The organism is Prochlorococcus sp. MIT 0701, from assembly GCF_000760295.1.
GTDB lineage: Bacteria > Cyanobacteriota > Cyanobacteriia > PCC-6307 > Cyanobiaceae > Prochlorococcus.
The window spans coordinates 80,690-96,536 of sequence record NZ_JNBA01000024.1 but is presented as its reverse complement, the minus strand read 5'-3'; the positions used below and the strand labels follow the sequence as shown (position 1 = coordinate 96,536).

Here is a 15,847-nt window from a genome sequence, read left to right as displayed (position 1 = left end):
AGAAGAGAGGCTATTGACAAGCAAATTTATTAGCAATAGCGAAAACTTGAACCAACAGAAATAAATACAACACATTGTCAATCACAAGAAGACGCCAAGCAAGTGAATAAGACGTATAAATCTATAGAGCCAAGCAAGACATCCGTAAATATTACCAATTTCACACCAAAGCGACCTGAGAAAATACAGCTCCAAATAAATAAATTAAGACTCATCCAATAAATAATTACATATTAGAAATTATTTATTGCTAAAACACTAGAAAGCAGCAAGTCACTAATGCCAATGCAAAACGTCTAAGGCTGCCAACGAAAAGCCAGTAGCCATTAATAGCAAGGGCGAAAGTATAATTACATCGACAACATTCAGCCAAGAAATCAAACAAGGAACTAATCAATAAACGATAGATCAAAAAGAGGCGATGGCTACATTTGCAAAAGTAACTAGACACTAAATGGGCTAAAACTCATCTCATCAGAGAAAAGTATATTCACTCAGGAGGCCACTTTCCACCACCTAAAGGGAAGAATACTAAAACCCATTAATAATCAATGACGATAGCTCGGCTATCAACACACTTACTCGTCAAGGCCAAAGCCTAGATGTGACCATTTAGCATAACCCAAAAAATACAAATGCAGAGGAAGAAAAGCCCAGGGAGAGCAAAACTAAAGCCAAAAAGCTTGCAAGAAAATATCAAGCTTTATTCGCAAGGTAGAGAGTATAGCTGCTCCTCTGATAGAAGGAATAGCCCCTGTAAAATGTAAAGATACTGCAAAAAGAAATATTAGAGACATAAAATAATGAACGCCTAAGCAGACCATACCTCATAAATCTCTTAATCGACTAATTATTTAAAGCCAAAATCAAAAGTTTTTCATGGCTTCATTTAGCTTGTCTAGACTCCGTGAAACCCAGCAAATTCAGTCGCCATTCAAAATAAGCTGCCAGTACCAACCAATTGCAACAAAGAGAGATGCCGAGGCAGACATTTCTCAAGGCTATATCGATCGAGAACCAAATGACGTGCAGCTAGCCCAAGCTGAACAGCCAGCGCACGATCATGAATCAAATCAGAAACATAGTCAGCAACATCATTTGGAGAGAAGAAATCGACCAAAAGACCATTTACCCCATGTTGAATCACCTCTCTAACAGGCAAAGTATCAGAAGCCACAACAGCACAACCACTACTCATCGCCTCAAGCAGACTCCAGCTAAGGACAAATGGGTAAGTCAAATAAACATGGACTTTAGACAATTGCAGGACTCTCAAAAACTTTTCGTAAACCATGCTTCCACTAAATAAGACCAGATCTGGATCGTACTGCCCATCAATCTCCGCTAAAAACTGATCTTTCCACTCTCCTCCTGGGCAAACCTTTCCATAACTTACACCTGACGTTTGACCTACGATCAAAATCTTGGCATGTGGACAAAGCTGCTGAATACGCGGAATAGCACGGATAAAGGTATGACAACCTCGATAGGGCTCCAAAGTCCTATTGACAAACGTAATTAACTGATCAGTAGGGTTGATTTGACGGCCTTCCGAAAGCTGAATTGGTGCAACATTCTTATTTGGATAAGCTAGGTCAGTGCGAATGCCATCATGAATAGTACTAATTTTTTGCTGCCATTGAACAGGAAAGGAGCTGCGCTGAAACGCAGTGGGAGTCACATTCCAAGTGCTGGATTCTAGAGCTAGCTGCAAATATGCATTCTTCATTCGAACTTTAGCTCGAATTTCCCATGGAGCATCACTCTGAAACTCCGGATCAAAGTCAGAATCACTTCCCTCCGCTTTATAGTAAAACTCCTGGTAGCTCAAAATTGGAACTTGGGGCCAAATATCACTCAAAAACAATGATTCACCCCATCCTGGATGAGCACATATAAGATCCGGCATGAACCCTTGTTCCTTAAGGCTATGAGCTGCACGAGCACAAGCTTCTCCACGAATCACTTTTGATTCAGTCTCCATAGCTAAGGGATGGACGTCAGCCGAATTACCACGGCCGAGGGAATAACGTACTAGCTGCAGCCCAGGAGGTAGACAATCAGAGGGTGGGTTAATAGTTAAAGCAACTATTTTATGCTCACTTTGCTTAGCAAGTGCATTCACAAGATGTAAATATTGACCCGGGAAGCTCTGATGAACAAACAAGATATTCAATACTTCATCCAGGTACGTTAGATGCTATTCTACTGCAGAAAGAAAAGATAAAGATGGTTGTGAATCACAAACCTGTATTCCTGCATGTGGGTTGTGGTCCTAAGCATCAGGACCGTACACCATTTGCAGATAAAGATTGGCAAGAAATTCGCTTAGACATTGATGAAAGTGTAAGGCCCAATCTCGTAGGCACAATGACAGACCTCTCTGCTGTCGAAAATCAATCTGTTGATGCAATATTTTCTTCTCACAATATTGAACATCTTTACCCACATGACGTCTCAATTGCACTAGGCGAGTTTAAACGAGTCCTTAAAATTGATGGATTTATTTTGATAAACTGTCCGGACCTTCAGGAAGTATGTAAGCTGATCGCCGAAGATAAACTTACGGATCCTGCATACGTAAGCACTTCTGGCCCTATCGCACCTATTGACATTTTGTATGGCCATCGAGCTGCAATGCAGAAAGGTAATCTTTATATGGCTCATCGATGTGGATTCACTAAAAAAGTCCTGCAATCAACATTAACGGCAGCTGGATTTTCTTCATTTGTGAAGAAGCGCTCCGAGCACTTCGACCTCTGGGCCCTTGGGGAACTTAGGCATGAAGAAAGTCGGATTAGAGAATTGGCTGCTGAATTTATACCTTGAGCTGAGCATTGATTAATTCCACCCAACTCGCAATACAATTTCCCAAAGCCCACTCAGACTTTAAATAACTTTGTTTTATATTTTTGCGCCTCTCCGGCGCAGATTTTAATACCTTGGTAGCGCAATCAACTAAGTGCTGTGGGTCGTCCAAATCAACCCAATAGGCTTGATCTCCCTTCAGCACATAATTAGTTGCTGGATCCCTATTTACCATCAACGACGCCCCACAAGCCGCTGCCTGAAACAACCCCCAGCTAGTGACATAGGAACGTGTAAAATACACATGCAAATCAGAACGGTTCAGCATCTGCTGATACTCGCCATACATTAATGACCCCGTGAAATGAACACGGCCCAAATCAAGGCGATTACCAAGCTCCTCCAACAACGCCTGCTTCCAGGAGCCATCTGCACGATCCGGGGCTTGGCTATAGACGCAACGATCATCTCCAGCAATCACCACCTCCAAGTTGGGAAGTGCCTCAAGCAAGGGCGGCAACATCCGCATGAATTCCGGAAAGCCACGCAGTGTTTCCATACCACGGGTGGCATAAGTTAGCAATAAAGAGTTCTCACCGATATGCAAGGGCTGTACACACTTCAAGCCATTTAGAATCAACTCTCCCTTAACAGGGGTGGGGCAGAAAAAAGAAGTATCAACACCGTCAAAAATGACCTTTATTTTATCTTTGTAGTGCTTAGGAAACTGTTGCTGTTGCCAGGATGTTGGAGTAACAGCTACATCACATTGTTCTAACTCTTGAAGAATGATGCTGTTGCGCATCGTGGTACGTAAGCGCTGATCAAATTCGTAACTTGGAAAGCACCAGTGCGAGGTTTCATCACGAAACCACCACTCCATATATGCAATCAAGCGTGTTTCCGGAAACAAGTGGCGTATAAATAACGACAAGCCATTCCCACCATGAGCAAAGGTAAGCCGAGGTTGAAAGCCCTCTTGAGCCAGCACATCAAGCACTCGCAGCACTGCTTGGCCTTGAAGTACAGCCTGCTCCATCGGAATTAAATAAGGATGAATCTCAGAAGACACCTCCCGGTGCAATTCAAAGCGACGTACCTCCACCCCGGTCAACGGCCACACCTCTGGATCTTTCCTCCCCGTTAAAAACACCACCCGGTGGCCATCTGCAGCAAGGGCCTTAGCAAGGTGGACAAACTGTGCGGGATAATTGCCATGAACGAATAATATATTCAAATCTTTCCTTAGAAAAATCGAGTCTTAGAGTCTTATCCTACTTGAGCAGGAGGAACGAATGACGATTCAAAATAGCCACTGAAAGAATGATGGGCATGTTCAACCGTAAGAAAATCTCGGCACGATAACGATGGCTTATACACAGGGAAACAATGGGCAGGAGTAAACGTTGCCGCCGTTTCCAAGGGACCCACCCATTGCTGAGCTGGCACCCCTTGATTCCTAAGCTGATATATCTGAGCAGCACTCAAGACAAAACAACCCGAGTGTGGATTCTTCGCCAAATCAAAACTCACTTGTTCGTTGCGAAACATCCCCTGGGCTGCATTCTCTAGCGGCTGCCAGGGAAACAACGCAGAGGCTGGCTCTTCGATAAAGCCATCCACAAACAAGCGCCTTGACACCCCCTCATCATCAAAATCAAGTTCATAACGATGGGGCATCAGCACAGCCTGATCATTGGCACGCTTGATGAACCAAAACTGCTTCTCAAAGAAGTAGGGATCATGAATCACCAGGTCATCTTCCATGTATAAGGAGAGATCTGGAACCGGATCGGTCTTGAGCAACAGATCACGCGCGACCAACCCGAGTTCGATCGGATTGGTGAGCTCTAAACGTACACCCCGAAACGTGCGGGCAAAAGCACGCAAGGCTCGCTCCAACCAGGCATCTCCGGTCACGCATACAAGAACCTCAAGATCAATCGGGCGCGCCTGACTAGCAGACTGCATGAGCTGAGCAAGTGGAGCCGGACCAGGGATAGGGGTGTGATTGAAAATATAATCGTTGGCACCTGCCTGAAGCGTCAAAGCACGCAACGCTCCAAGAGTGCGCCCCAAAGCCACGATGCGTTTGTCGCGATTGCCAGAGCGTGTCGACCCGTAATGCTGAGTACCACCTTGATCGGAGCAATAGTGAGGGATCACCACACGCACCTTGAGCCTTTCAAGATCAGCTTGCATTCACAACGATTATGGACATCACAATCTTTCACCCTTCAGGCCATCTCGGCAAGCCCTTCCATTCCCCCTATGGCAAGGATGTAGCCAATTCTGGCTTGTTTTCTGCCCTCACAGAAAATATCCCGTTTGAACGCATCAATGTTCTACATCAAACTTCAGCCTCAGCCGAAGACTTAGCGCCCCAATTCTGCCGCCATCAAAGCAAAGAGGCGATTTTTTCCTCTGCGCCTGTTTGGGACACGTCACTGCCAAAAACCAGTGGAATCATTCTGCGTGGTGCCGCCAACTTAAGTGAATTGGCTTGGCTAAGACGCAGCCAAGTTGGCAACCATGCTTACAACTTAGTTGGCCTCATTCACACCCTGGGGCCGCCAATGATTCGTGAGCAGATCGTTTCATGTTTAGCAGCGCCGATACAAGCTTGGGATGCATTGATCTGCACGTCTCCGGCCGTGAAATCAGTGGTTCAATCTTTTTTTAATGACCAAGAATCTTGGCTCAAGGAACGCTTTGCGGCAAGCCAATTTACGCGCCCCCAATTACCTCTCATTCCTCTTGGTGTGGATACACAGGCAATCCAAACGATGGCCTCCAATCAAGCCTCGCGGCAACAGCTCAGGTCTGAATTGGGCCTTCAAAACGATGACGTTCTCGCCCTCTGGGTGGGCCGTCTGTCGTTTTACGAAAAGGCCTTTCCCCAAGCAATGATTGAGGCTGTAGAGCGAGCCAATACCACCAGCAAGCATCCGATTCACTTGGTGTTCTGTGGTTGGTTTCCAGACAAAAATAGTGATTCAAACTACTTTCAAGATGCGATTGCTCACTTAGCTGACAACACCAAAGTAAGCATCTTGGACGGATCAAAACCTCATGTCTTAGCCGCCGCCTGGGCTGCCGCTGATTTATTCCTATCGCTTGTCGACAACATTCAAGAAACCTTTGGCCTCACCCCAATAGAGGCGATGGCCGCAGGCCTGCCGATCGTTGCGAGCGACTGGGATGGCTACCGCTCCACCATTCGCCACGAGGTGGATGGCTTCTTAATCCCCACACTGATCAGCCCTGCAGGCGCACCAGGCAATCTGCTCGGCCATTTACACAACATGGAGCTGGAGAGCTATCAAACCTATGCCGGCGCTGTCGCCCAGCACACTGCCATTCACGTGGACCTTGCAGCGCAAGCCATTGGTCGGTTAGCCAATTCAAAAGAGCTACGCCAAACGATGGGAGCTGCGAGCCAAAAACATGCCACTTCGTTATTTGATTGGCCCGTGATTTGCAAGCAATACCAACAACTTTTCGAAGATCTTGAGCAACAGCGAACCACAGCAATCAAGCTTGATCAAGCAATAACTATGCAAGCGCATGCTGGCAGGGGCGATCCATTTAGTGATTTTGAGCACTTTGCTACTTCCAGCCTTCATGACGATCTGATCATCCAGCGATCAGGGTCCGCAGAGTTGCAGCAGTCACTGCAAGTGAAACTCAATCGTCTCTATCCAGGTATGCGCGGGACTAACAGCGAAGCCATGCAAATCATCAGCATTCTGGAGAAAGTTCAACCCCATGGACTAAAGGTGAGCGAACTACTGCAAAGCTTTGACAAAAGCCGGCACGATTCGATCAACACCACCATTGTTTGGCTGATGAAACAAGGATTGATCAGCTGGTAACTCTCTGAGTCTTAGAGGCTGATCCGATCATTACTTTTGCTGACGCCGAATCGCAGCGTAAACCGCCAAATCATCGCCATACAGGCTTTGCAGCAACAGCTCAGCCTCAGCAGCGCTGATCAGATCAGGCATAGCCGCCTTGCTGCGGCGATCCGGACGGGGTCCCAGCGCTTCTCGCTCTGGGAAGGCACGCTCAAAACCCAACAGCTGATTCATGCTCGCAACGGCATCGCTCATCGCATCCATCGTCCAAAACCGCCAGTTCTCAGGGATCCCCTCACCAGGCGCCAAACCGAGCAAGCGTGTGGTCGGCAACCAATGATCATTTTGGGTGGCAGGATCCTCCGATTCCTGGATCCAGCGCAGAAATTGCTCAAAGGATGGCTTCTCATCGGAGCGGAGTCCGGAATGGGCCTGAATCGAAGGCAGCACCTGGAGACTGAAAAACGAGTGCGGGTTCGCATGCAGCAGGATCTTGTCTCGATAGGCACTCACTGCACGCTCGCGTGGATCGCGCATCACTGTGAAGTAGAGAAAGCTTGAGCTCTGCTGCTGCGCAGCCAAGGATTCCTGCTCCTCTGCACTCAAACAAGCCACGTAAGGCAACGGCAACACCTCTGGGTTATGCAGATTTTTGTAGCTCAGAGGCTCGCTCGATTGGATCCCAAGAGCTGCAGCCAGATGCAATTTCCAGGAGGTGCAAGCCACCTTCGGGAGATACACAAATGCTGCGGCATGGGGTCGCAGCCAAATCGTGTGGTTTGGGCTAGGAGCGGTCATCAACAGGATCGAGTGGCAGGCCAAGGCTGGTCAGGGTCGACTTGAGTGGCCGTGGGGCCCCAGTGCCAACGCAGTTCACGAGTCCAGGCGGTGAGTTCGCGGGAATGACTCTCGCAGGGCGCAGGGTCGAGTTGTTCAAGCGCTTTCGCCGCCCAAAATCGATCTGCCAAGCTGAGACGACGCATCAGGCGGGCGCGACGTCCGAGCAGCGGAGTGTCTCCTGAAGCGAACCCAAACGTCTGGAAATCGCGGTGATACAAGCGTTGCGCCAACAACCATTCCTGCGGATCGCTACAAGCAGGAGGCTCAGCTTCTGAGGCATTACGCAACTGCTCGCCAATTGCCTGTTTCAACACGTCAGGCCACTCCAACCGATCAGCCAGCGCAAGCAGGTCATCCCGCAATGACGGACAGCGCAGCAGATAATCGACCATGGGCTGATCACCTAAATGCGTGAAGGTGGTGATTGGTAATGAATGGATGTAGCGGGGATCCCGGCGGGCATGGCGCCAAGGCAACCCTGCCATGTAGTCGCGGCACCAGCGCTCAGGCAAACCAGAGCCATTCACCACAGCCTCTTCTGTTTTGTTGCGCTGCCGGTGGAATTCATTCGCAGCCGAGCGCAGGCGGGCCAACGGGTGACGAATGGCGGCGATCACCGTGTAGCGCTCAAGCCACTGAAACTCAGGCCAATGAGTCAGATCATCGAGAGGTAGATGGGCCAGATCCACGTAGCGGCGCAGCCGGGTGGAATGGCTGTAATTAAACAAACTCTCCCCCGCCCCCTCAGCGGCACCAGTCAGCAGCACATCACGAATTTCCTTGCCCGCGCACTTGGGCACATGCAGGAAAACCAGCTTCAGATCGTGGCGAATGATCATCGTGAAGACCCCAAAAAGCCATCTGGAATGGACCACTGACCTTCATCCACTTCCTGTTGGCGCTCACTAAACAAGCCGAGATCAGCTGGATGCTGCAACCAGTGAAAATGGGCATCACCCGCCTGAAGCAACATCGACAAGCAGACGTCTTCGTAAAGCATGGAGCTGACGAAGTCCCAGGTGTGCAACCAGAAGCCCTGAATAAGGCGAGTGGCTGGTGCATTGAGGAGATAACCAGCACCTCCTGACAGCCACTCGCGCGCACCAAGCGAACAAAACAAGCGGTGATTGGCCCGACGGCTCTTGCCGAGATGCCAAGCACGATCGAGATGTAATGGCGTCGGTGTCACGATCGGGTAGCCGGCAGCGATTGGAGTCGGCTGGTCAAGGGTTGCGGCCAACTGCACCAGCTGCTGGAGATCACCGGGTCTGGCGTCGTCGTCAAGCTTGAGCAATTGGGGGGGCTCTGGCAGCAGCGCCAGGAGCGCCACCAACGTGATCACCTTGGCTGGCAGACCTTCATAAGCGTCATCAACACTGATCGTGAGCAGATGACGCTCAGCATCGAATCGCATCGACCAATCGGCTTGCCGTTCCTGACCCACCACAATTAAAGGCCGCAGCAGCCCCGGCTGCATCTCTTTGGCAAAAGCCTCTTGAGCCAGGCGAGCGCGATCGAGGCGGTGGCGGCAACTCACGATCACAGGCAACACAACACTGCGGTGAGACGACTGCGCGTTAAGGCTTTGCTCAAGCCTGCTAAGAGCCTCACGATTGAGCTGTTGCAGCAATCCCCGCGCCGCAGCTTGGGTCGTTTGATCGAGGGGAACTAAACCCGTGAGGCCCCTTAAAGATGACATGAGTGGCAGCGGTGGGCAGGACCAACCGGCCGCCTGCAGCGCCCGCACAGCGCGATAACGGCGGAGCAAACGAGCCTGCTGCCGATGCACAAACGGACCACGTGATGGATGCAGGCGATTGGCAGCTAAATCACCGGGCCATCGGCAGAGCTCCGGTACCAGCCGCGCCCGCCCCATTCGGCATCAACCATCATTGGGTTCATCCTCCCACGGGCCCCATGCCCTCACCCATGTCGCAGCCCATGCCACAAACTATGAGAGACACTGGGAGAACGTTCCGTGCGAAGGCGGGCCATGCTGCGATCGCTGGTCTCACTGCTTGGCTTAGGCACCGTGGCAGCAGCCTTCAAGCCTTGGACTGGGCGTGGCCCCAAGGCAGCTAACGGGAACATCCTGATGCTGGTGGTTGACGATCTCAATAGCTGGATCGGTTGCCTGGAGGAGGGGTACGGGGGCCCAAGGGCAGAGACACCCGCCATCGATGCGCTCGCCCAACGGGGGGTTCTGTTCCGTCGTGCCTATTGCCCTGCTCCCTACTGCAACGCCAGCCGGCAGGCGGTGTTCAGCGCCCGCAGCCCACTGCAAAGCGGGGTGTACCAAAACGAACCCCTCTGGGAACAAGAGCAGCGACCGATCACCTACCTCGAGGCCATCAAGCAGCAGGGCTACACCACCCTCTGCGCAGGCAAGGTGCTACACGGCCTTTACAACTACCGTCGCGCGGCACAAGAGAACAGCGCGCGAGCGGATTGGCTCAATCGTGAAGATCGGGCCTTCCTTTGGGATGTGCGTGAGCCGATGCCAGCGGAACCGCTGCCGGGGCCCCGCCCCTTGCATGGCATCCAAGAGGAATGGGGCAGCGGACGGCGGTTGAGTCCACAGCTCGACTGGGGTGCACTTCCGGATGAACGGAAGGGGGAACAACCCGACGTTCTCAATGCAGAGACAGTGATCCGCTGGCTGCAACAGCCTCCCGAAAAGCCTTTCTTTATGGCACTGGGGCTATACCGGCCCCACCTGCCTTGGTACGTGCCGCAAGCGGACCTCGATGCCTATCCCCTCGATCAGATCCAACTACCAAGAGTCTTAGAAAACGATCTCGACGACGTTCCCGCCATCGCCCAGCAATGGGCACTAAATCCAGCAGACCACGCCACGATCACCGGGCATGGCCAATGGAAACAGGCCGTTCAGGCTTATCTGGCCTCGGTGAGCTTCACAGACCGCCAGGTTGGGCGCGTTCTCCAAGCCTTGGCTGAATCACCATCGGCGGCCAACACCACGGTGGTGCTCTGGAGTGACAACGGCTTTCACCTAGGTGAAAAACAGCACTGGCGCAAGTTCACGCTCTGGGAAGAGGCCACCCGTGTGCCTTTCATCCTGGTACCACCAGCCAATCAGAACAAGATCTCTACGCCCAAGGTGGTGGATCAACCCGTGAGCTTGCTCGATCTCTTCCCCACCCTGTTTGACCTCGAAGGTCTGAAGCAGCCTACCGGCGCCCATGATGGCCATTCATTACGACCTCTTTTGTGCCACCAAAGCAGACAGCAAAGGCTTGAAGAAGCCTCTCTCACAAGCTGGCAGGAGGGCAACCACTCCCTGCGTTGGGGCCCCTGGCGATACACGAAATATCACACGGGTGACGAGGAGTTCTACAACCTGACGGTGGACCCGCAGGAATGGCACAACCTGATTGAGCAACCCAAGCTGGATGGCGATCAACAGCGAGCGCTGAAACGCCTTAGAGGAGAACTGCAACGCCGCTGCAACCGCTCTAAGGACGTCACGACATGAGCAATGAACGGCTACTACTTCTACACATTGGGCGGCACAAAACGGGAACCACAGCCGTGCAGCAGCAGCTACAGATGCTGCAAAAACCCTTGCTAAGACGGGGAATCCTGGTGCCCGAGACAGGGCTACACCAACAGCAGCATTTACTCTTCCCCGCGGCACTATTACCGGACCACCCAGCGCTTCCGCCAGGGTCACCGCCAGATCTGGATCAATTGCTGCCAGAACTTCAAGCGGAATGGCAAAGAAGCCGGGCTCATTGCTGTCTCCTCAGTTCCGAGGTGTTCAGTGAGCTGGCCTTTCGCCGTCCAGACGTAGCTCAAGAACTGCTCCAGCGATTGGCACTGAGTGCAGACCGCCTGCAGATCCTCCAGGTGGTGCGGCCTCTGGACGATTACGTCCTCTCTGCGATCAAGCATCAATTGCGCAATGACCATCTGCTGCAGCGATCCCCCTTGAGCTGGGCAACCCACTGCCGCCGCAAACAAGACGCACTCGATCACTTCTGGCTGCACAGCGGCTGGCCGCACTCCAGCGTGCCCTACAACACAAAAACCATTGTGCCGGAACTCCTGCAACGGGTGCTTCGGGAAGCCGACCAACTCAGAACATGGCCGCGTATGAGCAGAAAACTGCTAACTAAAGTTGACCAGCGTCCAAATGCGGATGCCCTACCAGCCGCTCTATATGCCGCGCAAGTGATCCAGATCGTGCAGCGACGCAGCCAGGGGAGCACTCCGATCGGTTTAGCAGCACTCGCTGCCCAACTTGGCAAGCGCCTACCGCCACTTTCAGTCGAATGCCTCAAGGAGCTCATCAATGTGCCGCAACAGGACACCGCATCAGGAGATTGGGAGATCGTGCAACAGACGAAGGCATGGCACGCACTTCGCTCAATCTTGGCCATCTGAAGCACTACCAAGACAATCCATAACGACGCTCCATCACTTCATAAGTACAGCTCAACTGCTGCCGAAGCGATGTGCGTAAAGAAACGGGCACAGCATCCGATTCGCCACCGCCCGCATTCGCCCGCGGCAGCGGCGGCAGCGGCAGCAATTGAATCTCCAAGAAGTCCTGGACCTGCACCCAGACCCTCTCCGGCTGCAGAAACAAGTCTTCGCTGCGCAGCAACAAGAGTTGCTCCCTAGGGAAAAGGGATTCGTAGCGCGCGAGCTGGCGCTCATAGCGACTACGGGCCAGATAGCTGTGCTCCTGATGACTGCTATGGCGTCCTCCTGCAATCACCACCGGCTCGGCATCAACAAGCCGTTCAGCTTCTGCCGCCAGCGCCTCATCGCGATCGAGTGGCTCCAACCCCAACCTCATGCTGTGAAAGAGCTGAGACAAAGCTCGCTCTACCGGATCGCGCAACAAAACAATCAATTTCACATGCGGCACTAGTGCCTTGATCCGACCAGGCGCTAACGGATGAAAGATGTAGTAAGGCGTAATTTCCCCAGCGCACTGCTCTTCCTTTGCCTTAGCAAAAAAATCGGAATACCAGGCCTCACCTAACCCATGATGCAAGCTGAAGTAATGCAGCTCCTTCCACTGCGGCAAAAACACATCAGGATGATGATTCAGCAGCCGATACAGGCTAGTGGTTCCGCCTTTTTGAACCCCCAAGCCCAGAAAATTGGGTTTACTGCACCTCATCTTCTGATGCCTGCCGATCGCACAGTTCAACCATGATCATCGCCGATCGCTTTGCTTGGCTGCAGCTGCACAAAACAGACGAAAGGAGCATAAAAAAGCTATTCAAGGGCTTGAGCCTCAGCCTGGATTCCGATCGACAAAGACGACACTCCGACCAAGCACGATGCTATCGCTCTGCATGAATCAAATTGATCAATAAAAATGAGAATACCGCCAACATTTCCTTACCTAACTGCAACTTTGAGCATGAACATTTAGCGACTGGAAGCCAAAACACCATCATCTACAAAAGCTTGAGTCAGATTTCAATTCAGTGATCAGATTTTTAATTTTATTCCTTACTCATTGCGAGCATTTGGGAAGCAGCTGATTGGTGGCTGCAATCAATATTTAAGCATTAACAAGACAGTGATGCAGCTTCGACTGAACAACATGATCATTAGAGATCTAAATCAAGAATTACTGACGCTTCTCCCACCCAAGGCATGGGAAAATCTCAAGAGCTACCCAGAAAAAATCAAAAAAGCCATCACATCAAGTCTTAAGAAGTAGCACTAGCGCATTCCTAAACCGACATGCCGAGCTGCTCAAGAGATGCGCTTACAAGGCATTAAGGCTGTTAATCCTCGCTGACAAACGAGGCCTGAATAAGTAAGCGCTCACAACAACTGATAGGCTCCGGCGATTAGCACCCAGGCTGATGCGACTTTCAATTCTTGTGGTAAGTCGCACAGCGACTCTTCTCAATCGCCTACTGCGCAGCCTGAGTGAGGCGACCCGTCTAGCTGAGGCTGACGTAGAAGTTCTATGCTCCTGGAATGGCAGCAAGAACGAAGAAAACGCAATCGAGAACCTTTCCTGTTATCCCCTCCGCATCGCCAGCCGCGATGCTTATCATTTCTCCTCCAACAACAACAAGCTGGCAGAGCAAGCGAAAGGTGATTTGCTATTAATCATCAATGACGATGTAGTTCTCGATCCAGGATCCATTGATGCCGCCATCAACTGTCTTATCAGCACGCCCAATGCAGGCCTAATTGGTGCACGTCTACGGAGCAGTGACGGCATGATCAGCCATGACGGCGTGGGGTTCACCAACGACCACTCGGCCTACAACCTGTTTGAGAATCTGGTTCCAGCCCACAGTCACGAACTTCGCGACCACCCCGTACTCAGCCCGGCCGTGATCGGTGCCTTCATGCTGGTGCGACATTCTGATTTCCTTGCTATTCGCTTTGATGAAGGATGCCTTGTGCACGGAGAAGATACCCAGTTCTGCTTCGAGCTACGCCGTCAACGTGGCTTGGATGTAATGGTGTGCCCACAATGCAGCGGGATTCACAACCCCTCCTCAACACGTAACAGTCTTCAAAGACAAGACAGCTGCCAAGCAGATATCGATCAGTTGCGTCAACGGCGGCGTGAGTTCCTCGAACAAGCATCCACAACAGAACTACGCAAAGAACTTTGCAGCACAACCCGTGAGGCACATGTGCTACGGGGATCTCTACCACGTCCAAATGATGACTTAATCAGCTGGCGCGATCAGGTTCACACCCTTCAACTGCATCGCCTGCGTCTTGAGCAGGAAGTACTCAGATTGCACCAGCAATTATCCAAGCTAGAGAAACAATGAGCCAAGCGATGCCAGAAAATAGATTCAATGGCCTACGTGTTCTTGTCACGGGCTACGACCTTGAGCAAGGCGAGCATCGCGGCATTGCTGTTTATACCAAGGCGCTTATTCGCTGTCTACATGAAGCAGGCGCGGAGGTTTGGCTGCTAACTGAATTCTCTGCCACCCTGGCCAGCCGTGGCATGCGCAGGCTCCCCCGCTCCACCCGGCGCATGATTCAAAACGCACGCATATTGGAGGCTCTTGCCACAGGGAAACAAGTTAAAGATAGAAATTTTCTTGCAGAGCGCTTCGGCTTCATCCGAACCATCTTGAAGTGGAGTCATCGGCTGCATCTACTGATTGAGTTTATCCAATTACCGAAGCGTTATGAAAGAAAAGACTTGCACCATTTCCCACTATTAGGCCTAATAGATAATCCCTACAAGCGCATCGAACGGCTCAGCTACCTACAACACCTAGAAGGCATTGTTTCCGCTCCTGGTGTGTTCTTAGCAAGCCAAACTGCTGCTCTACTTAAACAAGATAAGCCTGTTCAGATTGATCTACAAGATTTTGACCTGCTTCTCACCAGCTGTCCGCTCAATATCCTCCCCCACCATCTACCTGTGTTCGTACAAACAGTGCACGATCTAATCCCGTTGGAATACGTCTCGCACAATGAAAACTCCCTGATGTTCAGCCGCAGGCTCCAAGCTTGCCTGCCGGCCAGGCGCCTATTTGTCTCCAACTCAACTGCCAGCAAGTTTCATCATCACATCCGCGCACTCACAAAAGAGGAACAACGTAAATCCGGCTCTAGGCCTATTGAAGAGCAAGAGCAAGTCATCGTGCAGCCTCCCTCACTGAACTTTCCTGACTGGATCCTTGCCGATCCTCATCGGATCGGGGATTACGAACCAACCAGCTACCTGCTCCGTGCTTCCCCGAAAGGAAAGAAACGGCCAAGATCCACAGGAGCTTTCCAATACGTGCTTTTCAACTCCTCCGTGGAAGCACGCAAAAATCTTTTACTGCTTGCTCAGGCCTATGCCCAATCTAATCTGAGCAGCCATGGGATAATCCTGTGCGTCACTGGCAAACTCAAAGTTGACGAATACAGCAAGTCCATTCAGGAGATTGTGCGCCACGAACCCGGCATCATGCTGACTGGTTATGTGGATGAAAGCACCAAGCTCGATCTCTATCTCAACTCTCTTGCCCTGCTCAGCCCTTCGCTTGTGGAAGGTTTCGGCATTCCCGTACTCGATGCTGCATGCCTAGGAATGCCAAGCATCGCCAGCGACTGCGACTCACATAACGAGATTCGTTCTATGCACGATTTTGATCAACATGTGCTGACGATATCCACCTTGCAGAGCAGCGACTGGGCAGAAGCGATGAATGCGATTGCAGGTTTAGGAGAAGCCTTTAAAGACCCCAAGCTTGCCACTAAAGAACGGCGACGGAGGATAAGTCGCTATCAGCATTACAAATCAATTTTCTACAAAGATCTAACAGACAAGCTTGAAGCAGTACTCAACTAACCATCAACAATCATTCAATGATTGA

General features: G+C 51.2%; 13 protein-coding genes. 6 read left to right on the top strand and 7 right to left on the bottom strand.

Features of this window, described 5'->3' with window-relative positions:
* Window positions 1-934 precede the first annotated feature (934 nt).
* Window positions 935-2,125, bottom strand: coding sequence for a glycosyltransferase (locus tag EV12_RS05985; protein WP_241466583.1), 1,191 nt, complete (start codon window positions 2,123-2,125; stop codon window positions 935-937).
* Between EV12_RS05985 and EV12_RS05980 the strand changes: the two genes are divergently transcribed.
* Window positions 2,116-2,829, top strand: coding sequence for a class I SAM-dependent methyltransferase (locus EV12_RS05980; protein ID WP_241466582.1), 714 nt, complete (start codon window positions 2,116-2,118; stop codon window positions 2,827-2,829). The genes EV12_RS05985 and EV12_RS05980 overlap by 10 nt on opposite strands.
* Here the strand turns inward: EV12_RS05980 and EV12_RS05975 are convergent.
* Window positions 2,819-4,045: a glycosyltransferase gene (locus EV12_RS05975; RefSeq protein ID WP_052043465.1), complete on the bottom strand. Its 1,227-nt coding sequence runs from the start codon at window positions 4,043-4,045 to the stop codon at window positions 2,819-2,821. The genes EV12_RS05980 and EV12_RS05975 overlap by 11 nt on opposite strands.
* Before the next feature lie 32 nt (window positions 4,046-4,077).
* The gene (locus tag EV12_RS05970) at window positions 4,078-5,010 is read right to left on the bottom strand and encodes a hypothetical protein (RefSeq protein WP_036913259.1); all 933 of its coding nucleotides are present in this window, start codon (window positions 5,008-5,010) and stop codon (window positions 4,078-4,080) included.
* 11 nt (window positions 5,011-5,021) lie between these two features.
* Here EV12_RS05970 and EV12_RS05965 point away from each other — a divergent pair, with 11 nt between their 5' ends.
* The gene (locus EV12_RS05965) at window positions 5,022-6,683 is read left to right on the top strand and encodes a glycosyltransferase family 4 protein (RefSeq protein ID WP_036913257.1); all 1,662 of its coding nucleotides are present in this window, start codon (window positions 5,022-5,024) and stop codon (window positions 6,681-6,683) included.
* Window positions 6,684-6,713: 30 nt separating this feature from the next.
* Here the strand turns inward: EV12_RS05965 and EV12_RS05960 are convergent, their stop codons facing one another.
* The 3 genes from EV12_RS05960 to EV12_RS05950 are packed head-to-tail and all read right to left on the bottom strand — an operon-like array spanning window position 6,714 to window position 9,381.
* Entirely contained in the window at window positions 6,714-7,463 is a 750-nt protein-coding gene (locus EV12_RS05960; RefSeq protein WP_036913254.1) for a sulfotransferase family 2 domain-containing protein, read from the bottom strand.
* The gene (locus tag EV12_RS05955; RefSeq protein WP_036913251.1) at window positions 7,463-8,344 is read right to left on the bottom strand and encodes a sulfotransferase family 2 domain-containing protein; all 882 of its coding nucleotides are present in this window, start codon (window positions 8,342-8,344) and stop codon (window positions 7,463-7,465) included. The genes EV12_RS05960 and EV12_RS05955 overlap by 1 nt, the downstream gene beginning before the upstream one ends.
* Window positions 8,341-9,381 carry a hypothetical protein gene (locus tag EV12_RS05950; protein ID WP_036913248.1) on the bottom strand — a complete coding sequence of 347 codons (1,041 nt, stop codon included), beginning with the start codon at window positions 9,379-9,381 and terminating at the stop codon, window positions 8,341-8,343. Before EV12_RS05950 ends, EV12_RS05955 begins: the two co-directional genes overlap by 4 nt.
* 117 nt (window positions 9,382-9,498) lie before the next feature.
* Between EV12_RS05950 and EV12_RS05945 the strand changes: the two genes are divergently transcribed.
* Both EV12_RS05945 and EV12_RS05940 read left to right on the top strand, forming a co-directional pair.
* Entirely contained in the window at window positions 9,499-11,001 is a 1,503-nt protein-coding gene (locus EV12_RS05945; RefSeq protein ID WP_052039566.1) for a sulfatase, read from the top strand.
* The gene (locus tag EV12_RS05940; protein ID WP_036913246.1) at window positions 10,998-11,912 is read left to right on the top strand and encodes a hypothetical protein; all 915 of its coding nucleotides are present in this window, start codon (window positions 10,998-11,000) and stop codon (window positions 11,910-11,912) included. Before EV12_RS05945 ends, EV12_RS05940 begins: the two co-directional genes overlap by 4 nt.
* A 4-nt stretch (window positions 11,913-11,916) precedes the next feature.
* Here EV12_RS05940 and EV12_RS05935 read toward each other — a convergent pair whose 3' ends face one another.
* The gene (locus tag EV12_RS05935) at window positions 11,917-12,630 is read right to left on the bottom strand and encodes a sulfotransferase family protein (RefSeq protein WP_193742166.1); all 714 of its coding nucleotides are present in this window, start codon (window positions 12,628-12,630) and stop codon (window positions 11,917-11,919) included.
* A 730-nt stretch (window positions 12,631-13,360) separates the two neighbouring features.
* Between EV12_RS05935 and EV12_RS05925 the strand changes: the two genes are divergently transcribed.
* Together EV12_RS05925 and EV12_RS05920 are read left to right on the top strand one after the other, a co-directional pair.
* On the top strand, window positions 13,361-14,296 hold the full coding sequence (locus tag EV12_RS05925; RefSeq protein ID WP_036913241.1) for a glycosyltransferase: 936 nt from the start codon (window positions 13,361-13,363) through the stop codon (window positions 14,294-14,296).
* Window positions 14,293-15,822: a glycosyltransferase gene (locus tag EV12_RS05920; protein ID WP_052039564.1), complete on the top strand. Its 1,530-nt coding sequence runs from the start codon at window positions 14,293-14,295 to the stop codon at window positions 15,820-15,822. Before EV12_RS05925 ends, EV12_RS05920 begins: the two co-directional genes overlap by 4 nt.
* Window positions 15,823-15,847 lie beyond the last annotated feature (25 nt).

Coding starts and splice junctions, on each gene's coding strand:
- EV12_RS05970 (WP_036913259.1), bottom strand. CDS start 5,010: ATGCAAGCTGATCTTGAAAGGCTCAAGGTGCGTGTGGTGATCCCTCAC.
- EV12_RS05965 (WP_036913257.1), top strand. CDS start 5,022: ATGGACATCACAATCTTTCACCCTTCAGGCCATCTCGGCAAGCCCTTC.
- EV12_RS05960 (WP_036913254.1), bottom strand. CDS start 7,463: ATGACCGCTCCTAGCCCAAACCACACGATTTGGCTGCGACCCCATGCC.
- EV12_RS05955 (WP_036913251.1), bottom strand. CDS start 8,344: ATGATCATTCGCCACGATCTGAAGCTGGTTTTCCTGCATGTGCCCAAG.
- EV12_RS05950 (WP_036913248.1), bottom strand. CDS start 9,381: ATGGGGCGGGCGCGGCTGGTACCGGAGCTCTGCCGATGGCCCGGTGAT.
- EV12_RS05945 (WP_052039566.1), top strand. CDS start 9,499: ATGCTGCGATCGCTGGTCTCACTGCTTGGCTTAGGCACCGTGGCAGCA.
- EV12_RS05940 (WP_036913246.1), top strand. CDS start 10,998: ATGAGCAATGAACGGCTACTACTTCTACACATTGGGCGGCACAAAACG.
- EV12_RS05925 (WP_036913241.1), top strand. CDS start 13,361: ATGCGACTTTCAATTCTTGTGGTAAGTCGCACAGCGACTCTTCTCAAT.
- EV12_RS05920 (WP_052039564.1), top strand. CDS start 14,293: ATGAGCCAAGCGATGCCAGAAAATAGATTCAATGGCCTACGTGTTCTT.